The 23752-nt window shown below is 61.7% G+C and carries 21 protein-coding genes; 3 read left to right on the top strand and 18 right to left on the bottom strand.

The window, feature by feature from the left end:
- Positions 1 to 134: 134 nt before the first annotated feature.
- The 10 genes from N436_RS10870 to N436_RS10820 form a co-directional block, all read right to left on the bottom strand.
- Complete coding sequence (locus tag N436_RS10870; protein ID WP_371920901.1) at positions 135 to 893, bottom strand: WecB/TagA/CpsF family glycosyltransferase; 759 nt, start codon at positions 891 to 893, stop codon at positions 135 to 137.
- Positions 893 to 2080: a glycosyltransferase family 2 protein gene (locus N436_RS10865; protein ID WP_105948108.1), complete on the bottom strand. Its 1188-nt coding sequence runs from the start codon at positions 2078 to 2080 to the stop codon at positions 893 to 895. Before N436_RS10865 ends, N436_RS10870 begins: the two co-directional genes overlap by 1 nt.
- On the bottom strand, positions 2077 to 3279 hold the full coding sequence (locus tag N436_RS10860) for a glycosyltransferase (RefSeq protein ID WP_105948107.1): 1203 nt from the start codon (positions 3277 to 3279) through the stop codon (positions 2077 to 2079). The genes N436_RS10865 and N436_RS10860 overlap by 4 nt, the downstream gene beginning before the upstream one ends.
- Before the next feature lie 49 nt (positions 3280 to 3328).
- Positions 3329 to 4333 (bottom strand): VirK/YbjX family protein, encoded by a 1005-nt coding sequence (locus tag N436_RS10855; RefSeq protein WP_105948106.1) that lies wholly within the window; start codon positions 4331 to 4333, stop codon positions 3329 to 3331.
- 9 nt (positions 4334 to 4342) lie between these two features.
- Complete coding sequence (locus N436_RS10850; RefSeq protein WP_105948105.1) at positions 4343 to 5320, bottom strand: glycosyltransferase family 2 protein; 978 nt, start codon at positions 5318 to 5320, stop codon at positions 4343 to 4345.
- A gap of 5 nt (positions 5321 to 5325) precedes the next feature.
- Positions 5326 to 5850, bottom strand: coding sequence for a serine O-acetyltransferase (locus N436_RS10845; protein WP_105948104.1), 525 nt, complete (start codon positions 5848 to 5850; stop codon positions 5326 to 5328).
- 8 nt (positions 5851 to 5858) lie between these two features.
- Positions 5859 to 6815: a glycosyltransferase family 2 protein gene (locus tag N436_RS10840; protein WP_110741004.1), complete on the bottom strand. Its 957-nt coding sequence runs from the start codon at positions 6813 to 6815 to the stop codon at positions 5859 to 5861.
- Positions 6808 to 7425, bottom strand: coding sequence for an acyltransferase (locus tag N436_RS10835; RefSeq protein WP_016715289.1), 618 nt, complete (start codon positions 7423 to 7425; stop codon positions 6808 to 6810). Before N436_RS10835 ends, N436_RS10840 begins: the two co-directional genes overlap by 8 nt.
- 105 nt (positions 7426 to 7530) lie before the next feature.
- On the bottom strand, positions 7531 to 8997 hold the full coding sequence (locus N436_RS10830; protein WP_110741003.1) for an FAD-dependent oxidoreductase: 1467 nt from the start codon (positions 8995 to 8997) through the stop codon (positions 7531 to 7533).
- 236 nt (positions 8998 to 9233) lie between these two features.
- Positions 9234 to 10610, bottom strand: a complete 1377-nt coding sequence (locus tag N436_RS10820; RefSeq protein ID WP_105948100.1) for an oligosaccharide flippase family protein — start codon at positions 10608 to 10610, stop codon at positions 9234 to 9236.
- A 95-nt stretch (positions 10611 to 10705) separates the two neighbouring features.
- Between N436_RS10820 and N436_RS10815 the strand changes: the two genes are divergently transcribed.
- The 3 genes from N436_RS10815 to galE all read left to right on the top strand — a co-directional run bounded on the left by N436_RS10815 (position 10706) and on the right by galE (position 15919).
- Positions 10706 to 12232 (top strand): O-antigen ligase, encoded by a 1527-nt coding sequence (locus N436_RS10815; RefSeq protein ID WP_105948099.1) that lies wholly within the window; start codon positions 10706 to 10708, stop codon positions 12230 to 12232.
- Positions 12233 to 12237: 5 nt separating this feature from the next.
- Positions 12238 to 14838 carry a cellulase family glycosylhydrolase gene (locus N436_RS10810; protein ID WP_110741064.1) on the top strand — a complete coding sequence of 867 codons (2601 nt, stop codon included), beginning with the start codon at positions 12238 to 12240 and terminating at the stop codon, positions 14836 to 14838.
- Positions 14839 to 14944: 106 nt separating this feature from the next.
- Positions 14945 to 15919 carry a UDP-glucose 4-epimerase GalE gene (gene galE / locus N436_RS10805; RefSeq protein WP_110741002.1) on the top strand — a complete coding sequence of 325 codons (975 nt, stop codon included), beginning with the start codon at positions 14945 to 14947 and terminating at the stop codon, positions 15917 to 15919.
- Positions 15920 to 16063: 144 nt separating this feature from the next.
- On the opposite strand, the gene N436_RS10800 is transcribed toward galE, so the two are convergent.
- From N436_RS10800 to N436_RS10770, 8 genes are all read right to left on the bottom strand, one after another.
- Complete coding sequence (locus tag N436_RS10800; RefSeq protein WP_016715296.1) at positions 16064 to 16870, bottom strand: CpsD/CapB family tyrosine-protein kinase; 807 nt, start codon at positions 16868 to 16870, stop codon at positions 16064 to 16066.
- Positions 16871 to 16881: 11 nt separating this feature from the next.
- Positions 16882 to 18444 carry a Wzz/FepE/Etk N-terminal domain-containing protein gene (locus tag N436_RS10795; protein WP_105948097.1) on the bottom strand — a complete coding sequence of 521 codons (1563 nt, stop codon included), beginning with the start codon at positions 18442 to 18444 and terminating at the stop codon, positions 16882 to 16884.
- Positions 18445 to 18463: 19 nt separating this feature from the next.
- The gene (locus N436_RS10790; RefSeq protein WP_105948096.1) at positions 18464 to 19579 is read right to left on the bottom strand and encodes a hypothetical protein; all 1116 of its coding nucleotides are present in this window, start codon (positions 19577 to 19579) and stop codon (positions 18464 to 18466) included.
- A gap of 24 nt (positions 19580 to 19603) precedes the next feature.
- A complete protein-coding gene (locus N436_RS10785) occupies positions 19604 to 20161 on the bottom strand; it encodes a polysaccharide biosynthesis/export family protein (RefSeq protein ID WP_105948095.1) in 558 nt (185 codons plus the stop codon).
- A 264-nt stretch (positions 20162 to 20425) separates the two neighbouring features.
- The gene (gene eppA, locus N436_RS28565; RefSeq protein ID WP_016487266.1) at positions 20426 to 20602 is read right to left on the bottom strand and encodes an EPS-associated small membrane protein EppA; all 177 of its coding nucleotides are present in this window, start codon (positions 20600 to 20602) and stop codon (positions 20426 to 20428) included.
- A 250-nt stretch (positions 20603 to 20852) separates the two neighbouring features.
- Positions 20853 to 21395 (bottom strand): helix-turn-helix domain-containing protein, encoded by a 543-nt coding sequence (locus N436_RS10780; RefSeq protein ID WP_105948094.1) that lies wholly within the window; start codon positions 21393 to 21395, stop codon positions 20853 to 20855.
- Between the two features lie 76 nt (positions 21396 to 21471).
- The gene (locus N436_RS10775) at positions 21472 to 22890 is read right to left on the bottom strand and encodes a short-chain fatty acid transporter (RefSeq protein ID WP_016715302.1); all 1419 of its coding nucleotides are present in this window, start codon (positions 22888 to 22890) and stop codon (positions 21472 to 21474) included.
- Between the two features lie 192 nt (positions 22891 to 23082).
- Entirely contained in the window at positions 23083 to 23739 is a 657-nt protein-coding gene (locus tag N436_RS10770; RefSeq protein ID WP_012272371.1) for a CoA transferase subunit B, read from the bottom strand.
- Positions 23740 to 23752 lie beyond the last annotated feature (13 nt).

Here is a 23752-nt window from a genome sequence, read left to right as displayed (position 1 = left end):
GTAGCCAGTGCCTTCCATCAAGCATCAAGTCTTGAAAACAGCGTGTACAACGCCAGATAAGCAAGATCGTGCAGCCCCCAAGCCACTGCTCTCACTGTAGCAGCCACCCGCCATCAGCGCGGATTTTGGCCGAATCACACAGTGCCCCTGGCCGAATCGGCGGCCTTGCGGTAAAGCAGCGTGCGCAGCAGGAACAGCGGGTTGCCCACCACATAGCGCATGAACAGGCGTTTTGGCTCGCGCAACAGCCGGTACGCCCACTCTCCCCCCAGCCGCCTTAGCCAAGGCGGTGCCCGGCTGACCTTGCCGCCGAGAAAGTCCAGGATTGCCCCACCACACACGATCAGGCACGGCCCGCCAACGGCTGCCAGCCTGGCCGCCACTGCCTCCTGCTTGGGCATGCCCATGCCCAGCACGATCAACTCGGGCTGCTGCTCACGGGCCAGCCGCAGGTAGGTTTCGAGGCTGGCGAAGCCGTCATGAACCGACACGGGTACTACACCAAACTCGGCTTCACACCGCTGCACGGCCTGGTTCAGGTAGGGTTGTCGGGTGCCCCAGAATGCGACCTTGCGCCCACGGTATGCGGCCATGAGCCTGGGAATGAAGTCAGTCCCGTTCATGTTAAGCCCGGGTGCCAGGCCCAGGCGCCGATACAGGATGGCCATGCCAGAGCCGTCGCGCAGCAACACGTCGGCTGCCGACAGTGCCTGGCAGTAGGCGCCGTCACGGACCACCAGGTTCATCGCATGGGCATTGACGAAGCCCAGCACGGTTGCGGCTTGCGGGGCAGCCAGCCTGTCGAGCAGGCGCTGTGCCGCGCCGCTGTCGGGCACCACCTCTAGCGCGTCGATTATGCGTTGCCAGCGATTCTGCCATTGCCACAGTGCCATCAGTCATCATCCCGTTTTGAGCGCACCCACTCGACCTGGCGCTTGATCAGGAACCCCAGGTACAAAGGGATTTTCTTTGCCGCGTAGAACGGTGCGTAAAGCAAGACAGAAAACGGGATCAGCTCACGGCAGAAGCGCGCCCAAGCCAGCAAAACCGCAAGGCTGAGCATGCCCAACGCTATCAGGGCGATCCACGCTGGCGCGGCAACATCGAACAGCAAGTACGCAAGCCAAGCCACCAGATTGAGCCCCAGCAAGGTCAGCACCAACAACGCCAAAGGCGGTACCAGCAAGTCGAGGGTCATCGCCAGCAAGCTGCCATTGCCTTGGGTCACGGCGGCCAACGCACGCTTGGGTGCATCGGCCAGCATCAAGCCCAGGTGGCCATGCTCCCAGCGGGTGCGCTGGCTGTTCAGGCCTTGCTGGCTGGCAGGAAACTGGCTGGTGACCAATGCCTCAGGGCAGAACACGGGAGGCTTGCCCTGCTGACACAGGTCCAGGCCCAGTTTCACGTCCTCTACCAGGTGCCCATTGGCAAGGTTGATCAAGGTCAGGTCGTGCCAACCGAATGCCATGCCCGCACCCATCAGTTGGCAGGGCAAGCCCAGCCTCGCCCACCCGCGCGGGCGCACCAGGTTTTTTACCCGCCAGGCAAACTCGGCGACCTGCACTTTCAGCCCGGCACCCACGGGCGCACGCATCAGGTACAGCGCCTGTACCGGGCGCTGGGTCTGGTGATAGCGACGCGCCAGGCAGTCAATCGCCCCCTCACCCACCTGGCAATCGGCATCCACCACAATCACCACCTCGGGAGGCTGCTCAGCCAGGTGACGCACGCCGAAGTCCAGCGCATAGCCTTTGCCACGCAACACCGAGTCGAAGCGTTCCACAACCTCGGCGCCGGCGTCGCGGGCCAGCTGCGCGGTGTCATCGGTGCAGTTGTCTGCCACCACCAGCAAGCGGTCACCCTCAAGCAATTGCGGGGCTATGCTCGCCAGCGTTGCGCGAATGATCGCAGCCTCATCGTGGGCAGGTACCAGCACCGCCACCCGGGGGCGCAGACTATGGCCCAGGTACTGCGAGCGTGGTGGCAGACATGCCAGCAGCATCTGTACAAAAAAAATCGACACAGGCGCAAGGACGATGACCGTCAGCAGGCCCAGTAACCAACTCAATACACTTATCATGCGGATGCCTTGAAGTAAGCGGCCAGCCGGGCCGCTTCGGTGTCGATATCATGCCGCTGCAGCACACGCTGGTAGGCGGCCTCGCCCATGCGCTGCAGCACGTCGGCCGGTTGGCACAGGCAATCCGCCATGGCTTCAGCCAGCTCGTCGACGGCGCCAGCGGGGAACAGCCAGCCGTTCTCACCCGGGCGCACCAGCTCGGGGATGCCCGCCACATAGGTGGTCAGCACGGGCCGGCGCAAGGCCATGGCCTCCATGATCACCACCGGCAGGCCTTCGGCGAAGCTGGGCAATACCAGCGCGCGGGCGGCAAGGATTTCTTCGCGCACCTGCGCACTGCTGATCCAGCCAGTGATGCGTACGCGCTGCTGCAAGCCATGCCGGGCAATCAGGGCCTCGATCTGCTGGCGCATTTCACCGTCACCCGCCAACACCAGTTCGAAGTCAATCGACTGCGCAGCAAGCTGACGCGCCGCCTCAAGCAACAGCAGCTGGCCTTTCTGCTCGCACAGGCGCCCCACGCAAACAAGCCGTGGTACCGACGGTACATCGACCGGCGCCACCTCATGGAAACCCCGCTCCAAGCCGCAATGCACCACCTTTACCTTGGGCCAATGCTCGTGCGCCACCCAGCGGAACAGCTGGCTGCGCCCGTAAGAACTGACCGCTGCGACAAAGGCGGCTCGCCGCACCTTTTCACCCATGTGCAGGAACTGCGGTTTGTCGAACTCTTCCGGCCCATGCACGGTAAAACTGTAAGTCGGCCCGCCCAGCTGGTTGGTCAGCATGACCACCTCGGTGGAGTTGGTGCCGAAATGGGCATGCACGTGTTTCGCCTCACTGGCCTGCAGCCACTGCAGCACCTGGCAAGCTTCGGCCAGGTAGACCAGGTGGTAGGGCCAGGCGCGGTCGGCGCGCAGGCCAAGGCGCATGGCCAGCCACAGGGCCTGGAAAAACCGCCCGGGCTGTGCTCGCAGCACCTGTAACGTGGGCCTGAGCAAGCCCTTTACACCAGCCCGCAGCACATAACGGGTCTTGTCGCGCTCGGCCGTATCCTCGGCATCCTGCAACTCGGCGTCCCATCCCCGCAGGGCGATGCGTTGCACCTCTACACCCTGACGCTCCAGCGCCAGGATCTCGCGGCGGATGAAACTGTGGCTGACCTTCGGGTACTGATTGATGAAGTAAGCAATGCGCATACGAATCCAGATCCCAACCCGCTTGATGACCGGCCTCCCCTGGCAACCTTCACTTCAGGCTGTCGACTACGGGTGGTCTGTCTACTGCCGATGCACTCACAGCAAATGCATCCCCCTGTTTTCCTTGTAGTCCAAGGTTGTGACCGCTGCCCGGCAATGCGGCCTGCAGGCGAATAAAAACATCGTCGAGCAGCGCCTGGCGGCGGCGGTACATCGCACGCTTTTTGGCCGGGATGTCCTGCTCGGCCCGTTGTGCCGGTGCCAGGGGGACAGTGAAGAAGTCGTCGCGGTTCGACGCCGTAGCGCCATTTTCCTGCCAGATGACGTCGTAATTGGCCGCCAGATCCTGGGCCTTGTCGCTGCCAAAGTACGGGTGGCGATGGTGCCGGCAGGCATCGCTGACGGCATACAGGTGCGCAACGCCCAGCATGCGGGCCAGGCACTTCAACGCTTCGAGCAGCAGGCTGCGCGGGCGCAGCCCCTCGAAGTCCTTGGTCAGGTCACGGTAGATGGCCAGCGAGGTTTCACTGTCGATGCCCTTGTGAATGCCCTGGACGGCACCGATGAACATCGACAGCCCCCCCTGATCGCGGCACAGGGTAAACGCCAACGACGCCACGCGCAGGTCGCCCTGGAACAGGTTCAGTACCAGTTCACCTTCGCGCTTGAACCAGATCGGCCGGTCCAGCACCAGGCGGCAGCCCGGCGAATAACTGGCCAGTTCGCACAGCGTCAGGCTTTCGTCCCGCCCCAGTAGCAACAGCGCCGGAAACTGCCCGGCCAGCACTTCAAAGTGCGAAGCCACCACCTCCAGGCGCTGCGGGGCCTCCCAGCATTTGCTGAGGTAAGGCCACTGCACCACGCCGATGCAATCCACACCCAGCCGCTGCAGCCCCTGCTGGCCCAGCGCCGCCGTCATGCGCTGCATGAAGGCATTCAGCTCAGGCCATTGCCTGACAATCTCTCGGGTCAACTTGTACTTGTTGTTCAATGCCCGCAACGAGTAGCCCGGTTGCAGGGTAAACACGCTTTTCACGAGGGCGCCGAGCATCATGGGTCTCTCTCACTTGTACTCGATCAAAGCCGATTTGCCGGCCGCGAAGCGGTGGCGCATGAATTTCAGCTGGCCGAGCATTTCCGGGAACTTGCCCAGCACCAGGAACACCGCCTGCAGCCAGTTCTCGCGCGCCGATTTGCCACCACGACGGGCCAGGCGCACAGCCTGCAGCGGATAAATCAATAGCAAAAGCAGGCTCCAGCCACCCAACAGCAGGCAAGCCAGCACTATCACCACAGGAATGCCCAAGCCCCACAACCAGGCCCGGCGTGACTCGCGTAACCAGTGCTGCTCTGGCGGCTGCCCATGCAGGTAGGCCCCTTCGGCATAGGCATGGCCGGCACGCAGGCTGCGCCGCCACCATTGGCTGAAACGGGTCATGGCCGCGTCGTGCAAGGTCATCTCGGCGTCCAGGCGCCAGACTTTCCAGCCATGGCCTCGCAAGCGCACGCACAGCTCGGGCTCCTCGCCAGCGATCAGGTCAGCGCGGAAGCCGCCAGCGGCAGCGAAGGCATCTGCGCGCATCAACGCATCGCCGCCACAGGCCTTGGCTTCACCGATGGGGGTGTCCCATTCCAGATCGCACAACAGGTTGTACACCGATCGTTCCGGGAAGCGCTCACGGCGGCGGCCGCACACCACTGCCACCTCGGGGTGCTGATCGAGAAATGCCTGCGCCGTGGCCAGCCAGCGGGCATCCACCTCGCAGTCACCATCGACGAACTGCACCAGTTGCATCGACGGCAACAGCCGCTGCAAGGCGCTAAAGCCTTCGTTGCGGGCGCGCGCGGCAGTGAACGGAACACGCATATCCAACGCCAGTACCTCCACCCCCAGGCTGCGGGCCAACTGCGGCGAACCGTCGGTGGAGCCCGAGTCGACGTACACGACCTTGCCCACGCCTTGCATCAGCGAACGCAGGCATCGCTCCAGGCGTGTGCCTTCGTTGCGGCCGATGACCACCACACCGATTACCGTTGCCATAAGCCTCACTCAACGGGCGCCGTGCCAGCCGGCTGCCTGGTCTTGATGGTGGCCGGCACCCCTACCGCCAACGAGTTGTCCGGCACATCCACCAGAACCACGGCATTGGCGCCGATGATCACGTTGTTGCCTACGCGAATACTGCCCAGCACCTTGGCGCCGGTGCCGATATCGACGTTGTTGCCGAACACCGGCGCAATCGGCTCGTCGACATTCTTCAAGCCCACCACCACGCCGTTGCGGATGCGGCAGTCATCGCCAAAGCGGGCATAGCCGCTGACAACGATGCCACCAAAATGGTCGATGACGAAGTTGCGGCCAATCACCACTTCGCACGGCAGTTCGATGCCGGTGATGATTTGCACGAATTTGAACAGCACCTTGTAGATCAACGAGCACAGCTTGCGCAGCAGCGCCGGGCGCACGGTATAGCGCCAGCGGCCAAAGCGATACACCAGCAGTACCCAGAAACCCTGGGCGCCCCAGTCACCGCCGTGGGCCCGCAGGTCAGCACGAATATTCTCGAACATGGCTCCACCTACCTTGTCGCCTGGCTGGCGTACCGGGTCTTGAACAACAATGACCAGGTTGCCTGGCAATGACGCCAGCAGGCCTGTATCGCGCCCCGGCCGCGTCGTTTCAACAGCGCCTTGAGTGCCAGCACCAGGTCACCCAGGGTGACCAGCAGCATATGCAGGGCCAGCCCCGCCACCCCGTGGTGCTTGCGGAAGTACAGCAACTCGCTTTCGATCTGGTACGCCGAGATCTGCCGGCTTGCCGCCTCCAGTTCGGCCACCGATTTGGAGCTTTCACCGCCGATGTGCACCACGGTTGTATGCGGATAGAACACCACTTTCCAGCCCGCCTCCTTCACCCGCTTGCAGTGGTCCACCTCTTCGTAATAAAGGAAGTAGCGAGGGTCGAACAGGCCCACCTTGTCCAGCACTTCGCGGCGTACCAGGTAGAAGCAGCCGGGCAACCAGTCACATTCGCGAACCGATGCGTGGTCCCAGTTCATTTCGTCGACCATTTTCAGCCCCGGGAAAAACCGCCCCAACCCGGTACGCCCGACAAAAACATTGAGCGGCGTTGGGAAGTAGCGGCAACTGGGCTGCAGGTCACCGTCTCGGCCCTCAAGGCGCACCCCCAGCACGCCGCACTCCGGGTGGGCCTCCATGTAGTCGAGGGTTTTCTGCAAGGAGTCGGCGGCGACAAAGGCATCGGTATTGAGCAGCAACGCGTACTTGCCCTTCAGGTGGGCCAGCAGCTGGTTGTTGGCCCGGCCGAACCCCACATTCTGTTTGTTGCTCAGCAGCAGTGCTTCAGGACACACCTGGGCCATGCGCTGCACCGAGTCATCGCGTGATGCATTGTCCACCACCAGGTAGCTGGCCAGCCGCTCGCCGTCGGCGCGGCGCAGGGCGTCAAACATCGGCTGCAGCAGCCCGGCGGTATTGAAGTTGACCACCATGACATCCACAGGTTTGCTAGCCATTTTTGCTGTCCCCGAAGAAATACTGACGCCTTTGCGCCATCAATAGCGGCTCCACTTCCGGGTCGTAGGCGCCATTGCGCTGCTTGACCAGGTCGATCCACGGGTAGGCTTCGCAACGCGCTTCGACCCGTTTGATCAGCTGTTCGGTGGTACAGATGAATTCAGCCGGGTTGCCACCGTAGACAGTGCCTGGCGGTACATCCTTGGTCACTACCGCGCCGGCAGCCACGATCGATTCCGGCCCGATGGTCACACGGGGCATGATGATCGCACCGTGGCCGATGAAGCAGTTGTCCTTGATATCGATGAACCCGACTGAATCCAGGTGCTTGCCGAAGCGATGCTCGATCAGCAATACCACTCCGTCATGACCGATCAGCGTGCAGTCGGAAAGGCCCACACTGTTGCCAATGCGTACCAGCGACGGGTCGAGGAACTTGCAGCCTGTATTGACAAAGAAGTTGGTGCCGACCGAGTGAAAGTTGCCCCAGCGGGTGAGGTAGGCGCCCCATTCAAGCCCTGAAGGCCTGCAGAACCGCCTGTAGAACGTGCCGCCCCGCCCGGTTGCATGGGCATAATGCGCCACTGCCTTGCGTATCCATCCCTTCATACTGCCTGGCCTCGCAATCAAATCCGTCTGGAATGTCCCTGAGGCGTTCCGGTCTCGTTCTTCTGGTTGCTGACCGCAGCGCTCTCAACCCATGTACAACTAGTGTCACGCCACGGCGCCTCTGGCCGCCGTCATCTTGGCATTGAGGTGGTCGGCCAGCCGCACGGCAAACTGCAGCAGCGGCATGGTCGGGTTGGAGGCGCCGCCCTTGGCGAAAATACTGCTGCCGGCGATGTACAGGTTTTCGGTACCGAACACCTTGCAGTGGGTATCGACCACGCCGAACTGCGGCGAGGCGGCCATGCGCGTGGTGCCCATGTGATGGGCATGCGGGGCCATTTTCAGCGGGATCGACGTGTCGTAGACAAAGTCGTTGAGCTTGACGAAGCCCAGGTCCATGTCGGCGAACTGCTTGGCCAGTTCGGTGCCGATGCACTTGATGGTATGCCGGTCATCGGCGGTCAGCGCCCAGTTGACATTGACCTTGGCCACGCCCAGCGCATCCTTCTCGTTCAGCAGCGAAATGCGGCTGTGCAGGTTGGGGAACTGCTCGATCATGGTGCTGATGACACCGTCACCCGGGCAGCTGAACTTGGCGACGAAGGACACCTTGCTAGCGAAGCCCCAGTCACACGCAAGGTTTTCGAGAAAATGCTTGACCTCGGCAGTGCGCCCATAGGTTTGCACATCAGCCAGCAAGGCGGCGGTGACGTTGCCTTTGCCGGCCTTGTACTCATCGACGAAGGCATCGGTGGTGTAGTACTGGCGTGGCTCCGGGTCCTGCCCGGACTTGAGGATGAAGGTCCCCAGGTCGATGTTCAAGTGCTCCATGAAGCACCCGCCAACCAGCCCGTCCTTGTTCACCACGCCCGCGCCCACCAAGGTTTCACTGTTGAGCAACTGCCGGGCATTCTCGATGGCACCGGTGGCCAGAATGAAGTTGCTTGCCACCAGGCGCTGCCGATTGCGTTCGTAGTCGGACAGGATCACGGCGGCCAGGTGCCCGGACACCTTGTCGAACTCCAGGTCCACGCAGTTGCAATTGATGAACACGTCCAGGCCTTTGGTCTGTTCGAGGGCCGTGGCGTATTTCTGCGCAAAGCGCGTGGGTGTGCTCAGCAGGAAACGATCGGGTTCGAAATCGCCACCGTTGAGGCCGGTATTCATCGCACGGAAATCCGACCCGGCCGGCAGGTCGACGATATCCATGGCCGCAGGCAGGTAGCCCTCGATCTCCGAATAGGCAATGGGCCAGCCAGGCAGGTCGCCTGGCGGGGGGATAGAAAAGTCGGAGGGCGTGAAAGGACGACAGCGGCCAGCCCAATGGTTGGAAGTGCCGCCCAGGTAACGCAGGCGGGTTTCCTCGGCGTACAGTTCAAGGCCCGTGGACGCGCAGGCATACAAGCCTTGCGAGTGCGGCGCATACTCACGCCCGCCGCCCTCGGCGAGCAACACGCTCCAGCCCGCGGCGGCCAGGCGCAGGCCCAGGGTAATACCTGCCGGGCCGGCGCCGATGATGCAAAAATCGTAATGATCGCGCAGCGCCTTCTGCTGCTGATAGTCCTTGATCATGCTGGCTCGTTCCGGAAGTAACGGGACGGCAATACCCAGCCGTTGATCACCACGAACCCCGGCTTTTCGACAGGTTTGCCAGCAACGGCTGCAGAAGCGCCGAATACGGCGCCACCGACGCCCAGCAAGACACAACTCTGGAGAAAGCCCCTACGCCCCAGCTGCGCACTACAAAAAGTAAGCTTCCCCATGATCCCGTGACCTGTACCCATTGAATTCAAACCCAGCACGCTGCATCACAGCCAGTTGAAAAAGGCCGTCAACAGCGCCCCGCACAGCGCCCCGACCAGTAGCATCGGCAGCACCACCAGCTCACGTTTGAGGCTGAAGATACCTAGCTTGCAATTCACGTACACAACCAGCACCAGCGTGGGCACGGTATGCAGGGCAACACCCCAGATGGCCCATTCCACACCGCCAATCGCCAACAGCAGCGGTAGCAGCCCCCACAGCGAGACCAGGCGGATGATGTTGTCCATGGCCTGATACTTGGTCAGGCCCAAGGCGATCCACACCTGATGAGCCAAGGTATAGCGCAATACGATGAACGACAGCGAAAGAATCGCCAGCATCGAGCCTGCCTCACTGTATCGCTCGTCGTACATCCAGCCGATCAGCAGGGGGCTGGCGGTCAGGAAGCCACCGCAGATGAACAGCACCAGCAGGTCGACCAGCAGGCGGAAGCGGTGATACAGCGCTTTCAGCCGCTCCTTGTCGTCGGCCCGGGCCGCTTCGCTGAAAGCAGGAAGCGCCACGGCGCCGACAATCTTCATCAGTGCGGTCTGCACCGCGCCCAGGATCAGCACGGCAATCGAATACACCCCCAGCTGCGCCGCCGACATGCTGGCACCAAACAGGATGCGGTCGCCGTACATGGCCAGCACGCCCACCATCGACGACAGCAGGATCCAGCGGCCAAACACGATCAGTTCGGTAAGCGCCGTACGGTCCCAGCGCAAGTGGTTGTTCGGCCCCTCCAACGCCGTATGCCCCAGCACAGTCCAGGCCACGGCAGACACCAGGCCGGCAATGACCAAGGCCCAGATGGAATGGGTCAGCAAGCCCAGCACCAGCATCACCACCAGGCCGGCCGCTTGGGACGCCAGGTCTACCAGTACCACACGCTTCTGTTGGAAAGTGCGTACCGCCACGTCTATCTTGGTGGACTGGAACCCCCAGATGACCGCCGACAGCCCGGTAACCGCCAGCACCATCGGCAACACGGGCGCGGCATAGGTGGAGTCTGCCGGCCACAGTTCTTCGAACTGCGCCACCCAGGCACACAAAGCCAGCAACAGGGTCAGGCCAAACAGTACGAAGCCGCGGATGATCTGCACGGTCCATGCGGTATTGAGAAAGTCCGGGTCGTCACCCCGTTGGCTCTGGATGATGTTCTGGCGCAGGCCGACATCGGACAGCAGGTGCAGCAGTACCGAAACGGTGGTGGCAATGACCATCACCCCGAACATTTCCGGCAGCAGCAAGCGGGCCATGATCAGGTTGCCGCCAAGGCGCATGACCTGTGACGCCACCTGCGACACCAGGTTCCAGGACCCGGCCCTCATGGCCCGCTGACGCAGGCTTGCGGTGGCTGACACATCAATCGACGGCATGACTTCAATCTCTGACTGATTGGCTAAAAGTCACTATAGTTTCAATTAGCCACGATGCTAGCCGTTGCCCACCGAGGGAAAGGTGTACATAGCCGATGCCTGAACATTTTCGTGCGTTGATCGTCATCCTGTTTTTGGCGAGCGTGGTCTTCCTGCTTGCGCGGCGCCCTGCCACCGACCTGATTCCGCTCGCGGACTTCAAGCGCCGGCGCAACTTGTGGTTCCTGCTGACGGTGCTGGCCTTCGTCTCGCACAGCTTCTGGCTGTATCTGGGCGCGGGCGCGGTCATCCTGCTGATTGCCGGGCGCCGCGAACACAACCCCATGGCACTGTTCTACATGCTGTTGTTCCTCATCCCGCCTGCGTCGGTGCAGGTGCCCGGATTCGGCGTGGTCAATTACCTGGTCGACCTGAACCACATCCGCCTGCTCACCCTGTGCGTGCTGCTGCCCGCCGCGCTGCAGCTAAGCCGCCAGGCAGGCACCCTGCGCTTTGGCCGCACCTGGGCCGACAAGCTGCTGGCGGCTGGCCTGGTGCTGATGAGCGTGCTGTACTTGCGCGAAACCACCCCCACCGACACCCTGCGCCAGGCGCTGTACTTGTATGTCGACGTCTTCCTGCCGTATTACGTGGCCAGCCGCGGCCTGCGCCAGATAAGCGACTTCAAGGACGCCATGCTGGCCTTCGTGCTCACGTCCTTCGTCATGGCACTGATCGCCGTGGCCGAATATGTACGCCACTGGCTGCTGTACAGCGCCCTGGTCGATGCCATGGGCGTGCCTTGGAGCATGTCGGGTTACCTCAGCCGCGGCGGCGCGCTGCGGGCCAGCGTCACCACCGGCCAGGCGATTGCCCTGGGCTATGTGATGAGCGTGGCCATCGGCCTGTTCCTGTTCGTCCAGGGCTATGTGCAACGCCCGCTGCACAAAGCCATGGGCGCCCTGCTACTGGCCGCCGGGCTGTTCGCACCGTTGTCACGCGGCCCGTGGATCGGCGTCGTGGTCATCGTGGTGGTGTTCATTGCCCTGGGCAAGGGTGCCGTCAAGCGCCTGGCGCTACTGGGCGCAGCCGGCATGCTGGCCCTGCCCTTGCTCACCATCGTGCCCGGCGGCGAAAAGGTGCTGGACCTGCTGCCCTTCATTGGCAACCTGGAAAAAGAGAACATCACCTACCGCGAGCGGCTGATGGACAACTCCTGGATCGTCATCCAGCGCAACCCGCTGTTCGGCTCGTTCGACTTCCGCAACACCCCGGAAATGCAGTCGATGATCCAGGGCGAAGGCATCATCGACATCGTCAACACCTACATCAACCTGGCGCTGCGGGTCGGGCTGGTGGGGCTTGGGCTGTTCGTGGCGTTCTTTGCCGTGGTGCTGCGCGGGATCCGCAGGGCCATGCTCAGCTTCGCTGACAAGGATGATGAACGACGACAGCTCGGCCGGGTGTTGCTGGCGACACTGATCGGCATTCTGGTGATCATCTTCACCGTCAGCAGCATCACCTTCATCCCGGTGGTGTACTGGTCCATCGCCGGGCTGGGTGTGGCCTACATCCAGATGGTTCGCCGGCTGCACGACAGCCAGGCCATGGAACTGGCCGAACCCGGCCTACAACCCAGGTAATGTTCATGAACGTGCCTTCCCTGCGTCCTTTCGTACGTCTGTCGGCCATTGCCGGCCTGACCTTGCTGCCATTGGCCGGCTGGGGCTCCGGTTGGCAGGTCAGTGTCGATGAGCAGAATGGGCTGCCCACCGTGACACACGGCGGTGGCCCGGTGATGCAGGCCAAGTTCGACTTCTGGGCCGCCAACTGGAGCTGGACCGGCTTCTATACCGACTTCAAGGTCAATGGCCCCTATCAGTACACACTGCGGGGCAAGAACAAAGAGCTGGACTTCGACCTGGCGGCGGATATCCGCAAGGAGCAGGCACAAACCCTGAGCTGGGCCTTCGACCTGGACGCCCATAGCCGCCAGACCGGGGTGATGGGTGGCGGCATGGTGTTCCAGTTCGACCCGGCGCAAATCGCCGGCGATATGGGTGCGCCCCAACTGCTGGCCGACAACCGCGGCTGGTCCTGGGGCAAGGCTGAGCAAGGCCGGCGCATCGAAATGCGCTTCGACCCGCCACTGGCCAAGGTGTATTTCGAGCGTGGCAACCCGTCCGAATTGCGTGCGTTCCTGTACAAAGACCCGATCAGCGCCGGCAAGCAACAACTCAAGGCTGTACTCAACGTGACCGGCGACATCGAGCTGGGGCCCACGCCCACTGAGCGCTTCGGCCTGGCCGACCCTGCCAGTTGGCCGGATGACCAGCTGGACTGGCGCACCTCGCCGGTGGACCTGTCGTTCCTCAACGCGGCGGAAAAGCCCGCCGGCAAACGTGGGTTCGTCAAGGCGGTCGGTGAACAACTGATGTTCGAAGACAACACCCCCGTGCGTTTCTGGGGCACCAACCTGTCTGCCTATTCGCTGTTCAAAAGCCCCGACGACGAAATTCGCCAACAGGCCAAGCGCCTGTCCGCCCTGGGGTTCAACCTGGTGCGCCTGCACCACCACGACTCGCCCTGGGTCAGCCCGAACGTGTTTGGCGACGGTACCCTGGTGCGCGACACCCAGCAGCTCAGCGCCGAGTCACTGCGCAAGCTCGACCTGTGGATCAAGGCGCTCAAGGACGAAGGCATCTATATTTGGCTGGACATGCACGTACAGCGCGCACTTACCGCCAACGACAACATTGACGATTTCGATGAGCTGCCCAAGAAGGATGACCGCGTCGACCTGAAGGGCTATGCCTATGTGAACAACAGTATTCAGGCGGCGATGAAACACTTTGCCGAGCAGTACCTGACCCATGTGAACGCGTACACGGGCCTTGCCTACAAGGACGACCCGGCCATCGCCGCCGTGCTGATCACCAACGAGAATGACCTTACCCAACACTACGGCAACGCCCTGATGCCGAACAAGGATGTACCGCGCCACAGCGAGCGCTACATGGCAGCGGCCAAAGCCTTCGCCAGGCAGTACAACCTGCCCGTCGACCAAACCTGGCGCGCGTGGGAGCACGGCCCGTCGAAGCTGCTCCTCAACGACCTGGAACAGCGCTTCAACGCCGACATGATCGCTCACCTGCGCAGCGTGGGGGTAAAGGTGCCGATCGCCACCACCAGCACCTGGGGCGGCAATGGCCTGAGCGCATTGCCGGCCCTGACCGCAGGCGACGTCGTCGATGCCCACAGCTACGGCGCCATCGGCCAACTGGAGAAGAACCCGTTGACCAGCGACGGCATGATCGACTGGATCGCCGCCGCCCAGGTCGTGGGCAAACCACTGACCGTCACCGAATGGAACGCCGAGCCTTTCCCGCTGCCCGACCGCCACTCGCTGCCGCTGTACGTGGCCGGCACTGCCAGCCACCAGGGCTGGGACGCGCTGATGCAATATGCCTACAGCCAGCAGGCCTTCAACCCGGGCTGGCGCACGGCGGACAACTGGCACGCCTACAACGACCCCGCGATGATCGCCACGCTGCCCGCTGCCGCCCTGCTCTATCGCCGTGCCGATGTGAAGCCTGCCACCACCCATTACGTATTCGCACCGACGCCCGCCACCCTTTACAACCAAGAGATCACCCCACGAAATTCGCCTTTGTTGCGCACAGCCATGGAGAAGGGCCAACTGCAGATTGCCCTGCCGCAAACACCGGAGTTGCCGTGGTTGAAACCGGCCGCCATTCCCGCAGGTGCGCAAGTGCTGCAAGACCCGGGGCAATCGCTGCTGGCCACCGATGCTACCGAATCGGTAACCGACACCGGCGAGCTCAAGCGCAACTGGCAACAAGGCATCTACACCATCGATACACCGCTGAGCCAGGCCGCCACCGGCTGGCTGGGAGGCCGTTCGATCAGCCTGGGGGCCATTCAGGTGCAAACGAAAACGCCTTACGCCAGCGTTGCGGTACAGAGCCTGGACGGCAAACCGCTGGGCCAGTCACGGGAGCTGTTGCTGTCACTGGGTACCCGCGCCATGCCCAAGGCCGATGACAAGACGCCATTCAATGTCGAACCCTTCGAGGGCAGCCTGACCATCAAGGCGCCCGCCGGGCTGAAGCTCTTCGCGCGCGATGCGCAGGCGCAGCTCAAGCCGCTACCGGCAACGTACAAGGACGGGCATTACGTCATTACGTTCGACGGCAACTACATGTCCAACTGGCTGTTCTTGAAATAGGGCATCTGGCCATCTACGCTCAAGTCACCTGTAGCTGGCCAATTCACCTGTACTTTTCAGGGACGGTTCACTGCGTCTGTAAATCAGCAGGTCACAGGAGGTGCGGATGAAGTTCCTGGTTGTCGGTGGCGCCGGCTACATTGGCTCGCACATGGTCAAGCACTTGATCGCTGCAGGCCACGAGGTGGTGGTGGCTGACCTGGTTGCACCTGCACCTGGCGTCCAATGGGCCAAGCTGGATATCGCCGACGAGGCCGCACTGGATGTGTTGTTTGGCGTGTGCCGTTTTGATGCCGTCTTTCACTTTGCTTCGTTCATCCAGGTAGGTGAGTCGGTCAGCGCGCCTGGCAAGTACTACCAGAATAATGTCGCGGCCACCCTTAGCCTGCTGCAGGCCATGGTGAATGCCGGCATCAAGCATCTGGTGTTTTCTTCCAGCGCGGCCGTTTACGGTAACCCGCTCTATATGCCAATCGATGAAGCGCATACCAAGGGACCGATCAACCCGTATGGGCTGAGCAAGTGGATGGTCGAGCAGATTCTTGAGGACTTCGACCGGGCCTATGGCTTGAAATCGGTTTGCCTGCGCTATTTCAATGCGGCAGGCGCTGACCCGGAAGGCCAGCTGGGAGAGCGCCACGAACCGGAAACCCACCTGATCCCGCTGATCCTGCAGGCTGCCTCGGGCCGACGTGAGGCGGTGACGGTGTTTGGCCGGGATTACGACACGCCGGATGGCACCTGTATACGCGACTACATCCATGTGGCCGACCTGGCGACGGCGCATGCACTGGCGGTGGACTATCTATTGGCGGGTGGCGAGCGTACGGCGTTCAACCTCGGCAATGGCCATGGTTTTTCAGTGCAGGAAGTGATCGATACTGCCCGTGCGGTGACTGGGCGTGAAATCCACGTAATCGACGCCCCGCGTCGCGCCGGCGACCCTCCCCGGCTGGTGGCGGATGCCAGCAAGGCAATGAACGTATTGGGTTGGCGGCCGGAGTTTGTATCGCTGGAGCAGATTGTGCGGCATGCGTGGCAGTGGGAGTTGCAGTATCCCTGGACTACGCACCAAGGCTGAGATCTTTAGGGCTGCTGTGCAGCCCATCGCCGGCAAGCCAGCTCCCACAGGGGCCGCACAATACTGAACGCCTGCGCAGTACATGTGGGAGCTGGCTTGCCGGCGATGGGCCGCAGAGCGGCCCCAATGCTTTGATTGCCCGCCTCAGTAATAGGTCCGCGGTTGCTCGTCAGCCTTGTTCAACACAGTCCCGATCAGGTTCACTTGCCCCAGGTGATGCAGGCAATCCTCGATTTCCTTCTTGTTGTTCATCCCGTTGGCCACCACCAGCAATACACAGTCGAACTTGGGTATCACGGTGATCGCATCATCAGAGCTAAGCAACGGTGGCAAGTCGAAAATACAGATGCGCGACTCGTAGCGGTTGCGCAAATCGCTGATCAGGTTGTTCACCTTGGGCGACGACAGCATCTCGGTCGACAACGGCACAGGTACCCGCGTAGGCAACACGACAAAGCGCGGCAGGGTCGGGTTGACCAGGCACTCCTGCAGTTCGGCCTTGTCCGTCAAAAACTCGTTCAGCGCCTGTTCCATGGGCAGGCCCAGGCTGCTGCCAACCTTGGGCCGACGCAAGTCGAAGTCCACCAGCAGCGCCGTCTTGGTGGTGTGGTGGGCGATGCTCATGGCCAGGTTGATCGCCAGCACCGTCTTGCCCGCCTCAGGTGTGGGTGAGGTGATGGCCAGGGTGCGCCAGCCGTTTTCGTCCATAAGCCTGAGTACCTGCGTGCGCAGCAGGTCGATCGGCCCGTTCATGCTGGAGTTCTTGTTGTAGGCCACGATGCGGTGACGCTCAAGGTGCTCCGCGCGAAGCGGCACTACCTTGGTGTTCACGTAATCGAACTGGCCAGGCACTTCCGCCAGTGCCGTCCCCGGGGCAGGTGACAAGGCCTGGGGAGTTCCCGGCGTCACCGGGTGAACGTTATTGCCAATAGCCGGCTTGATCCTGTCCATCACTGCTTTCCCTATGCAAACCGAGACATGACTTTGAACAACAGCACATCCAGTGGCATGTAGAACACGTGCACCAGCACTACCATGATAGCCGCCAGTACCAGCGCCGCCAGGATCAACCCGTTCCGCCAGCGTTTACGCCTGGCCACATCCGCTTTGGTATCGATGTACGGCACCGCCACCAACACGCGTTTGCCCAGCAGGTTTTCCAGGGCGCCGACGCCGCGCACACGCTGGTTGAGCATTTCCAGCAGCATCACCAGCGCACCACCGCCTGCTGGCGCCAGCACCAGGCCCAGGGCCGCGATTTTCTTGCGGTTGGGCTTGATCGGCTTCTCTGGCATCAACGGTGGCTCCAGCAGCACGAAGCGCTCGGCCTTGTTTTCCTGTTCCAGGCTTTCGGTAATCTTCGCGCCCATTTCCTTGGCGCGGATTTCTTCGTACTTCTTGCGCGCATTGTCGTGGTCGCGCATCAAGGTCACCAGGCCACGTTCGACCTGCGGTGCTTCGAGGATCTCGGCCTCGTAGCCTTCCATCTTTTTGGTCAGTTCGCGCTTCTGCTCGGCCAGCGAACTGATACGTTCCTGGGCTGCACTCATCTTGGCGCGCACGCGGGCAACGTCGAGGCTCACAGTGGAAGCCGCTGCCGTGCGACCACCCGTGGCTTCGAGCGCCTGAATCTTGCGTTTGATCGCCACGACATCCGGGTGGGCGTCCTTGTAGCGGGTCAGCAAGCGGGCGTATTCAGCCTTCAGGCTCGGCAGGTCCTCGGGCTGGTCGGCGCTCGCTGATTTGCTGCCTTCGGTTGCCTTGGTGGCCAGGCCCGCATTGGCGGCAGACAATTCCAGCTCAAGGTAGCGCAGCTCTTCCTGGGCAGCCTTGTAGTCACGGTCGACTTCACGGAATTCCAGCTCCGAGCGCGACAGCATGTTCATGCGCAGGGTCTGGTGCTCGGGCAAGGCGTTGGCATGGGCTTGCTTGAAGTCGGCCAGCTGGTTTTCCAGGCTGGCCAGCTCGGCGCCTAGCTTGTTGGCCTCCTGGGTGAGGAATTCGGTGGTTTCGTTGGCCCGTTCGGTGCGCTGCTTGAGGTTCTCGTTGAGGAACAGCGTCACCAGTTCGTCAGCCACTTCCTTGGCCACTTGCGCCTGCTTGTGTTCGAAGGACACATTGAACGCCACGGTGGCTTCACCCCGCCCGCGCACAAACGTGGTGAGGGTTTCGACCACGATGGCACTGCGCATCTGGTCGATCTTGTCGCTTTCGCTGAGGCGCTTGTCGGCGAACAGGTCGTACTTGCCGATGATGCGCAGCAGGTTCTCACGGGTCATCACCCGCTGGCGGATCACCTCGATGCGCTCATCGGCAAAGCTGGTGTTGTTGGTAGACACCAGCTCGGGCGAAATCTGCTGCGACTCCACCAGGATAGTGCCGGTCGACTGGTAGATCGGCGGCACCATCAACGCGACAGCCACGGTCGCGGCAAGAATGACTGCGGCACTCACCCCTAACACCAGGGCCCTGTCCTTGATAATGGCGATGTAATCCCTGAGGGAGAGTTCGTAGTCAGACTTCATGGGGCCACCTGCCTGAAGTTCAGATGTCGGGGTACCTGTACGTCAACGTCAAACCAACGATCGTCGCGGTTGCATCCGCTACATGGTCCTGCTGCCGTTCCTTGTACATCAGCGACAGGCGCAGGTCCCAGTACGGCGAAAACTGGCGGCTGGCCCATACGCTGTAAGTCTGTAACGTGTTGGGGCTCTGCCCCTTGCTGTCTTGCCAGGCCGCATCCGCGCCCACCCGGTTCAGTTCGCTGACCGCGTAACTCCATACACCGCGAACCTGGTCCAGCTCGGCGAAGCCACCTTCAGCGCTGGCCACCGTGCTGCGTTCGGCAGTAAAACTGGCATCTGCGCGCACACCGGTGTACAGCAGCGATACGCCGCCCTCCCCGCGCCGGCCGCCTTCGTCACCGGATACTTCGTTGACGCCTACGTGCGCGTCGGCGCTCAGGCGTTCCGAAAGCTGGTACTTGATCCCCACCGCCGGGGTGTAGCTGTTGGAGGCTGTCGCGGTAAGGTCTTGCTCGGGCTCATACCGCCGCGCGCCGAAACGGGTGTACAGGTCGGCCCGCTCGTTCCAGGCGTAGGTCCAGGTAAAGACGTTCGCCAATTCGTCGTAACCCGTCAGCGTACTGATGTCATAACGGGCGCGGCTGTATGTGGTTTCGTTACTCAGGGTGCTGCGTTCGGTAACCGCCTGGCTCCAGTTGCCGGTCAGCGTATACAGCTTTTGCGTACCGTCGGTGGTGATCACACCAGTGTCCAGCACGGTTCCCGACAAAGTCGAGCTTTCGTTATAGCGTGCCACCAGGCCAAAACGCCCACGCTCGGTCGTGCGCTGCCAGCCCAGGCTCAGGTCAGGGTCTTCCCGGTCATCGACTATGTCCGTGTCGGATGAGCGCAACACATGCATGCCCAACCCCAACCTCAGTTCGTCACGGTCGAAGGTACCGATCAGGGTGTAGTCCGGCGCAATGATCGTGCGCGTTATGCCCTTTTCCCCCGACGTCAGCAACAAAGGGTTGCTGTCGTATTCGACGGATGTCGGTACCACCACCGTGGACTGCCAATTTGCCGCCAGGACCGCGTCCGTGAACGGCAACACCAGAATTGCCGTTGCAATGCGTGTTGTTTTAAGAAGAGGCATTAAATGTTCTTATTAAAGGCAAGATCAAGGAACGACCAGCGTGTCGCCAGCCTGAAGTTGGATGTTGGTGGACATGTCCCGCCCAGACACCAGGTCCTTATATCGCACGGGCAGGATCTTTTGGGAAGCGCCAGTGCCACGGACCACCTTGATTTCGCTTTCGTCCGCAAACTTGTCCAGGCCGCCCGACATGCTCAGGGCCTGAAGCACCGCCGTAGGGCCTGCCATTTGCACTGCACCCGGCTTGATGACTTTGCCCTGGACATAGACCAGGTTGCCAGCGATGCTCTTGACGACAACGCTGACGTTCGGGTCGGGGAGGAATTTTTCGAGTTTGGCAGCCACCTGCTTTTCAACTGCCGTTACATCCAGCCCGGCAACAGTGATGCGCCCGGCCAGGGGGAAGGTAATACTGCCATCGGGAAGTACGGTGGCTTCTTGACGCAGACTCTCTTCCTGCCACACCGAAACCATGACGACATCGCCGGGGCTGAGCAGGTAAGTCGCACTGCCCTGGTCGGCGTTGCCCACGCCAGACCACACCGTCAGCATGCAGAATGCGGCAATCAATGAACGCTTCATGAGGGTCCCTCCGGCCAAATGGCCCGACAAAGAGCACTGAATGAGAACAGCACACCAACTCTCGCTCCGCTTCGCGACCGACATCCGCCGCGATGGCCCCTACCTTCCTGGAGGCCTTTACCTTGACGCTGTATACGCAGGCTGCAACGTGCTGCAACCGTGGGCCTCATGGGCTAATGGGAATATAGCAACGGTTGGGGAATTCACAAGCCAGGCCCAAGGCTTGGGGCAACGCGTTGTACTTTATAAACGCGCCGATCAGGTTCAGATCTTTCTTCTGTTAGCCACCAGCACAAAGCCGACAACAGCAAAAGCCAACAACCAGCCTGCAGTTGAAACAGGAATGATACTGTTTTGATTTACATACGAATCTGCTGCGCGAGCGGCACCACTCAGCAACACCAGCAAAAACATCGATTTGATAATCAGAGTCGTGCGCATACGCCCCTCCAAAAAACAGGAAAATCAATTAGTTATTGGCGTGGTGTGGCGGGAGTTGTTTCGCTGTTGAGTTGAGCTTATGGGCACAATGACACTACGTCAATGATCCGACACCATAATAAAATTCAATGGGAGATGGGCGAGCTCGTCAAAATATCGACATGCAGAATGTGCAACGGAACGTTGTCGTAATGGAGGCTGTGCATTACGGTCGAGAAGGCATGGGGCCATGCCGCACGCCCCCTGCTGTTCATTCGTCCGCGTGGTGAACCACGACCAGCAGCTGCGCCGGCTGCGCACCCACCGAGCGCAGCCGGTGGGGTGTCTGGGCGTTGAAATGCAGGGCATCGCCCTGTTCCAGCAGCACCCGCTCGTTCATGAAATCCACCTCGACCTGGCCGGCATGCACGAACAGGAACTCCTCGCCCTGGTGCTCCTTGAACGTGGGGTCACTGAATTCGGAAGGCGGCTGGATCAGAAACGGCAACAGGCTGCGCTGCCCCACCTGGCTGGTGAGGGCCGCATACCCCGGCCCTTGCCCATCGCCGACCAAAGCCTGGCGTTCGCCATGACGCACCAGGCTGTAGCGGCTCGCCCCTGTCTGTTCTTCGGCGAACAGCTCTTCAACATTGACGTTCAGCGCCCGCGCCAGCTTCAGCGCGGCTGCGATCGAGGGTGTGTTGAGGCCACGCTCGACCTTGGACAGGTAGCTTTTGGTCATGCCGGTCTTTTCGGCCAGCATTTCCAGAGTCATCCCCAGTTTCTTACGCAGCAGTTTCAATCGGATAGACATGTGACGCGGGTTTCCCAGGCTGAGGCAGCCATGATACGCGTCTGAAAGCTGACGCCAAGCCTGAGAGCCCCTTTAGCTACGGCATTACCGGCGGCACATACTGCAGCGTCGTACCCAGTGCCCACAGCAACACCAGCACCAACGGCACATGCACCAGCAACTGGACGAAGGAAAAACCGATCAGGTCGCGCGCCTTGAGCCCTAGCACGCCCAGCAGCGGCAGCATGTAGAACGGGTTGATCAGGTTCGGCAGGGCTTCGGCAGCGTTGTAGATCTGCACCGCCCAGCCCAGATGGTACTGCAGGTCGTTGGCCACCAGCATCACGTAAGGCGCTTCGATGATCCACTTGCCACCGCCCGAAGGGATGAAGAAGCCCAGCACCGCCGAATACACGCCCATCAGCACGGCATAGGTGTCATGGGTGGCGATCTGGGTGAAGAACAGCGAGATGTGATGCGCAAGGGTCTGCTCATCCACACCCTTGACCTGGGTAAGGATGGCGGCAATCGAGCCATACAGCGGGAACTGGATCAACACCCCGGTGGTGGTCGGCACCGCTCTCGCGACGGCGTCAAGAAAGCTGCGTGGGCGCCAGTGCAACAATGCACCCAGCATGATGAACAACAGGTTGTAGGTGTTCAGCCCGGAAATCGCCGTGATCGCAGGTTTAGTGGCGAACTCCTGGTACAGCCAGCCAGCGGCCAGGGCCACCAGCAGCAGAATCAGGATCGGGCTGTGCTCCAGCCACTCACCCGGGCGGGTACGTTGCGGTGCCGGTGGCGCGGTGAAACTGGGGTCGACACCGCAGTCTTCGGCGCTGCGTGCACTGTTTGGGCCGGGGGCCGTAGCGTAGGCAATCACCAGCGACACCACCACCAGCGCCGCCAGCATTACGCCGGATTGCCAGAGGAAAATGGTTTCGGTGAACGGGATGACCCCGGTAATCGACAGGATCGAAGGGGGCAGGCTGGCCGGGTTGGCTTGCAGTTGAGCAGCCGATGACGACAGGCCCAGTGCCCATACCGCGCCCAGGCCCAGGTAGGCAGCAGCACCTGCGGCACGGTAGTCCATTTTCAGCTCGGTGCGCCGTGCCAGGGCGCGTACCAGGAGGCCACCGAATACCAGCGACAGGCCCCAGTTGAGCAAGGAGGCCAACATCGAGATCAGCGCGACCCAGCACACTGCCGAGCGACCATTGCCTGGGATGCGCGCCAGACGGTCGATCAGCCGTGCGGCAGGCGGCGAGCTGGCCACCACATAACCGCCGATCACCACGAAGGCCATCTGCATGGTGAACGGAATCAGGCTCCAGAAGCCATCGCCAAAGGCTTTGGCGGTGTCGGTCGGCTTGGCCCCCATGGCCAGCGCGCCGATGCACACCAGCAGCACCGCCAGCGCGGCGAACACCCAGGAATCGGGGAACCAGCGTTCCGCCCAGTTGGAACAACGCAAGGCAAAGCGGGCGGAGCGGCTGTCTTGGATTTCAGCGGCCACAGTTGAATTCCTTTTATTGGTTTTATCGGATAAATCAGCAAAAACACAAAACCCCTGTAGGAGCGGCCTTGTGTCGCGAAAGGGCTGCAAAGCGGCCCCCGATCTCAGCGTCGATGCCGAAATCGCGGGGCTGCTTTGCAGCCCTTTCGCGACACAAGGCCGCTCCTACAGGGGGCGGTGTATAGCGCGTGATTAGAAGGTCATTTCCTTCACATCATCCGGCACGATCAGCTTGCCGGCGGTTTTCTCGATGATTTCCTCAACGCTCACCCCTGGTGCGGTCTCGCGCAGGATGAAGGCGCCGTCTTCGATTTCCAGGTAGGCCAGGTCGGTCAGCACCTTGCGGATGCAGCCAGCGCCGGTGAGTGGCAGGCTGCACTGCGGCAGCAGCTTGGACTCGCCGTCCTTGGAGGCGTGGGTCATGGTGACGATGATGTTATCGGCGCCAGCCACCAGGTCCATGGCACCGCCCATGCCCTTGACCAGTTTGCCCGGGATCATCCACGAGGCGATGTTGCCCTGCACGTCCACCTCGAAGGCGCCCAGTACGGTCAGGTCGACGTGGCCGCCTCGGATCATGGCGAACGACTGCGCCGAATCGAAGATCGAGGCACCGCGGCGGGCGGTGACGGTTTGTTTGCCGGCGTTGATCATGTCGGCATCAATCGTACTTTCGGTCGGGAATTCGCCCATGCCGAGCAGGCCGTTTTCCGATTGCAGCATCACATCCATGTCGGCGGGTACGTAGTTGGCCACCAGGGTCGGAATGCCGATACCCAGGTTCACGTAGTAGCCGTCCTTCAGTTCACGGGCGACGCGTTGCGCCATCTGTTCGCGGGTCAGTGCCATGGTCAGGATCTCT

This window comes from Pseudomonas sp. RV120224-01b, from assembly GCF_003208145.1.
Classification (GTDB): domain Bacteria; phylum Pseudomonadota; class Gammaproteobacteria; order Pseudomonadales; family Pseudomonadaceae; genus Aquipseudomonas; species Aquipseudomonas monteilii.
The sequence above is the reverse complement of the archived record's forward strand: the minus strand, read 5'-3'. Positions and strand labels throughout refer to the sequence as shown.